The following is a 5,253-nucleotide window of genomic DNA, read 5'->3' on the forward strand; positions in this document are numbered from 1 at the left end:
GTTGGCAATAACTGTGTTAGTTGCACTTAACAATCCAAGCGTTAAAGTGGTTGTTAAAAGATACTTTGATATGTTTTTAAGATTTGTTGTGTTGTTTGTTTTTATCATTGCTGTTGGCCTTATTTTTTGAACTACAATTTTCCGATTATGATACAGTTTTTACAAGTATTTTTTCAAAACTTTTTATAAAAAGTGTCAAGTTTAAAATCTTTACAAATGCCGTAATTTCTCAACCATTTTTTCTGATGGTCTTCTTTGTTCTGTTTCCCAAAACTTAATAGTGGTTGGGTTGTTATTTTGTGTTGGTATAGTGAATAAGGAGATAGGCACAAAACCTTATTCACAAGTTTAAAAACTTATTGGGACGCACTGTGTTACTATCTCCTTATCCAATCGCCATTGGATAGTGTAATCAAAAACGGTTTTTGGTGTTGATGATTGACACGATTGTTATGATACGAGGGGATGCCTTGAATTCAAGCGCTACCCCTTTATAAAACAAGAGGACACAAACATTAATTATGCAAACCACCTTCACCAACTCACTAGCAGAATTGACAACAACACCCTAACGCACACTTATCAATATGACGCCAACGGCAACCAAACACAAAGCGCAGGAAGTAATGCTAGGATTATTGAATATACAGCGTTTTTTATTTTTAACGCCTAACGCCTCACATCACCGGCAGTAAAAATCAGAGCGAGGAACGAGCGACGCTTTTTACTGTCCGAGTGCATGTGATTATTATACGACTTTTTAATATGGAACATCATTTTCTGAATTGATTCGTTCAGCATCTCGGTTATAACTATCGGCTACATCTCGCAATGTGGTTGCTAATCGTTGGTATCCAGCATTATCCACTTGATCTGCTCGCTGCTGGTACTTCTTTGCCAATGTTCTCTCTGGCTTAGCTTCTGGGTCAATTGTATGGACTCCCCTGGAGTTATAAATACCTGTACTGTATCCATCGCGAAGGTCGGAGCGTTCTTTGCTATTCATAGCTTTGGCAATCACAGGATGAATCCATAAACCATCTGGCTCCTCTGGGGCATTAACGAGCACATTGCCAAGTTGAATCATCGCAACATTATAATGTCCAGAGGCTTGAACTATCTTTTCTGTTTGACTTAGCCATTGCGTAAAAGTATTTGGATTAAACTCCCCACCCGCCTGAGTACTGGGGACAATTTTCCATGTAGAAAGCAAACGGTATGCGTTAGTAGCAATATTACGCTGCTTTGGGGAGGGATTTTCTTTTGACTCCTCTCCCTTGGCTCGATAGGTCAATTGAATAAGCTCACAGAAAAAATTAGGGTCAGAAGCTAGCCTATTTTCTAGGGTAACTGGAGAGCCGTCGCCATCGCTGTGCCAATCAAGTAGTGGCAGATAAGCCCATTCAATTTGAAAGAGTTTATCTTGGTCAGTGGCAGCATTTCCTTGGAGAGCTTTAATGATTTTGGTAATGTGGTAACTGTCAATTTTTCCAGTAGGATCTTCAATCTGTGCTAATGCTAATAAAGCGGTACAAGCCAATTCAAGGTTGATATTTTTCTTCTTGAATAAATCTATGGAAAACCCCTCAATAGCAGCACTTGGTCGGTTGAATTCAAGTAATTTCCTAAGAGCATGCTCAGTATCCTCCTCTGTTTGGTATGTATTTACGCTGGTGTTATTCCAGTAGTCACCTTCATTTTCACCAAGCAATCGTGCAGCTCGATCCCAGGAATTTTTTTCAAATGGTAAAGTGCATAACAGTAAAGCTATCTGCTTTGGCTCCCAGTCAGTCTTGTTAATATCATCAAACCACTGCCAGTTGCCCATGAGTTTTCGATGCCGGCAATAGGCTGTAACTAAGGACCAAAGCTTATGATTTGTCTTATCTAGCAAAGCAGGTAAAAGTGCTGCATCAAACTCAGGTTGATCCAAATCTGCCATCACTTCACCTACAAGGCCGGCTTTGGAAACTGTTGAAGCAAACTTTAGTACCTGAGAGACTCCCCCTTCACTCAAGATATCTTCTATAGCTGATTTTTGTTTTTGGAATAGTTTCTCTTGCTTTCTCGAATCTGAAAACAGACGCCTATTTAGGAGAGTTGGGCTTTTTGGAGCCAGTTGATTCGCTATTTCTTCCATTGGAAGCAGAGAATCATTCCCCAATGACCACCCAGCTTTCGGAAATTTGCGATGTCGGGCAATTAATTTACACAATGCATCCCACAGCGGCATACGATCTTGCTCAGATAGATCTAAACAATGATCAGATAGAAGTTTACCTCTCAATGTTGTAGAAGCTGGCGAAGGTAAATGGTGATAGTTACCCACCAAAGATGCGAGTTTGACCACATCAAAGTCTGCTTGTTCGACAATCAACTCAGCACAAAAGCGAGACTGCTCCCAATATTCGCTATTCGTAACACCTTTCTTCCAGTCTTCAGGTATCGTTTTTCTCCAGCTCGGTTTATGTGTGCCGAAAGTCGTTGAATGTTGATTTGGAAGTAAACTCTCTAACAATTTCCAAGCTACTTCGGGCTTTTCCCTGCAAATTATTTCAAGTGCTGCTTGTCGCTTTTCAACAGAAGCCAGTGTATGAGGCTTCCAAGGAAGGAAAATATCTGTTAGTGAATTACTGGGTCTATTTGCCCAATTACCGCCAGGGTCATGTGCAGCTATTTCCGCTAACACAACAGTAGTGCGACTCAAGCAGGCTTCCTCCCATGCGATTCCTTCAAGTGCCCACAGCAGACCAGTAATATAATTTCCCCCGAATGCACCGGCATCTTCTTGATCAAATAACTCGTCAAAGGGTGAAGATGAGGCATTAATAGCATTTTCAACAGCAAGAAGAAACTCATTTGGATTCGCTTCTGATAGAATTGGAAGTATGCTATTTAGGCTACCCCAGCGTATCCAATCACTTTCCTTGAATAACTCACGCACTGACAACACTGCAATAGTATTTGCTTTGCCTTGGGTGCAATGAGTTAAAGAATTAGCCCTGTTACCGATAAGCGCCAAGGTTTCCGCCAAGCCCTCGCGTAAATTCCTTGAATGTGGTAACACCTTACCGTGAATGGCAGCAGCATATCGTTCTTCACTTGGTAGCTCAAAAGAAGGATCGTCAACTTGAAGAACCTCTAGGACAGTGTCTTTAAAAGTATCTAAATGACCGTCAAAAAGCCTGCTTCCTAACTCCTGCCAAGACTTTAAGCGGTCTTTGAAGCGCCATAAGCCATTTTTATAAGATAATGGGCAATCATGAATCTGCAATGTCTCTCGCAGATTTGTTATCCAGTTACTGTAATCCTCCCCAACAATCTGAGTAACAACCTTGATGTCAGCTTCATTACCTTCATTCCAGCTACCAATAAGAGCTGCGAGAGCTAATTTTTGTGCAGCAGTGTGATGACCCCAATCAGTTGCTGGCTGCGCCTCTCTATCACCTTCTACATTTTCCTTGGTAAGTTCTTCAGGTATGTGATCTCGGGCTTTAGGTTTGAAATATTCGACCAAATCATCAGGTAGGGTATCGAGAGTAATTGTTCCTGCATTTTGATTAAAATTTTGTACTTCCGCCAGTATCTCACACCAAATTGAATGGGGAGAAGTATCATTATTGAATTGTGAAATATGGGATTGCAGAAGTGATAAAACAATACCTTTCTCTTTTGCAAGGTCATAATTAAGCAAGTGAAAATGCTTAAGGAACTGATATAGTTCTTCTTCTGTAACATCACTTCCTTCATTGGCCGCTTTGAGTTGTTCTCTAAAGGCTTTCAGTTTGTTTCTGACATTATTAGAGCAAAATTTAGCACGCTTTACTTTTGTTATAAAATCCGCTACATCGGATGCATGGCGGGCGTGCTCTAACAGACCATTAACGCCATCAGTATCCGTGGTGTTGATTGGCCCAGTGATTAAGGCTATTACATCTTTTCCTTTGGTAAAGACATCAGGGTTATTAAAGTCACTCCAAGCAGCTTGAATAACTTCTGCAAACAATTTGTTCTTTATTGTGATTGTTATTGAGTTTTTTACCTGCCCAAGCAATCGACGGCGTTCATTATTATTAGCAGGGTTTTCAACGAAAACTATCAGGTCATCTGTAGCATAACCGTCTACTGCACCTTGAAGCTTTAATTTAACGATTGGCCATGTAGGTAAACAGGGTGCATAACCTCCACTTAGCATCAATGTGACAAATGCGGCTTGAATATTAGCCTCAAATCTTTCGCCACCACCGCCTGTAGAAAAAGGATTACTTAATTGTTTTTTCATGCATTGTCATTTATTGAAGTAATCTTTTTATGCTTTGGTCTCTTTTGTTTATATCGACTGTGCTATATAACCTCATGCTAACCGACCATTTACACAGACTAACCGACCATTTACACAGAGTGTAGCGAAGCGAAACGGTGTATAAAAGAGGTCGGGTTGGACGATTTGTTAAGTTTTTTTTACCATAAATCTCTTGCGCCACAGTCCCTTGGTGTAGGAGTCCATTTAGATACACGTATTTCAACAGCTTTTATTTCTTTCTCAGTTAGTTGCGCTTCTGTAAGCTGAATAATATTTTTTACATATTTTTTCTCGTTTTCATATTTAGCGCTTTTTGCAAATAACTTGTACCAAAAGAGCGCCTCTGGAATGTCTTTTTTAATGTTACAGTCGGGTGTCTTGGCGCAATGATGATAAACACTTTTTTCATCTTGAAAGTATAAGTCTCCAAGTGCCCACTGAGCTCGTTGTTGATTTCCTTTTGCTGCTTTTAGCCATAATTTATGTGCATCTTTAAAATCATGTGGTTTATCAATCCCCATAAAGTAAACCAACCCCACACGATATTGCGCGTCACAGTCTGCTTTTTTTAGTAATGGTTTCCAGTAGTCCATTGCTATAACAATGTTGTCCATTCTGTTTCGTTGTATTCCTCTTTCAAACCAGCGAAGACCAATGATGTAATCATCCGTTATGCTGTATCTTGTATTTGGTATGCAACCAGTAATCATGATTAAAGTTATTATTGTAAATATATATTTCATGTTTAATCCTTTTTTATAAACTTAACGCCTCTTAGATTCACATCATAAGTGCAACACTCAATTAGTCGGTCAAAGGGTATATTAACCACTCTTTAATCCGACAAAAAAAAGGAGTGAAACATGCAAAAATATACGCAATTGACCTGCGAACAAAGATACCATATTTACCTACTGAACAAACAAGGATATAACCAAACCTTTATTGCC

The 5,253-nt window shown here is 39.7% G+C and carries 2 protein-coding genes; both read right to left on the reverse strand.

All coding sequences use genetic code 11. The features are described from left to right. Nucleotides 1-760: 760 nt before the first annotated feature. Nucleotides 761-4,282 (reverse strand): hypothetical protein, encoded by a 3,522-nt coding sequence (locus BBROOKSOX_RS08830; RefSeq protein ID WP_139661135.1) that lies wholly within the window; start codon nt 4,280-4,282, stop codon nt 761-763. 179 nt (nt 4,283-4,461) lie between these two features. After that, nucleotides 4,462-5,046: a tetratricopeptide repeat protein gene (locus tag BBROOKSOX_RS08835; protein WP_139661137.1), complete on the reverse strand. Its 585-nt coding sequence runs from the start codon at nt 5,044-5,046 to the stop codon at nt 4,462-4,464. Between the last annotated feature and the right edge of the window lie 207 nt (nt 5,047-5,253).

This window comes from bacterium endosymbiont of Bathymodiolus sp. 5 South, from assembly GCF_900128535.1.
Classification (GTDB): Bacteria; Pseudomonadota; Gammaproteobacteria; order PS1; family Pseudothioglobaceae; genus Thiodubiliella.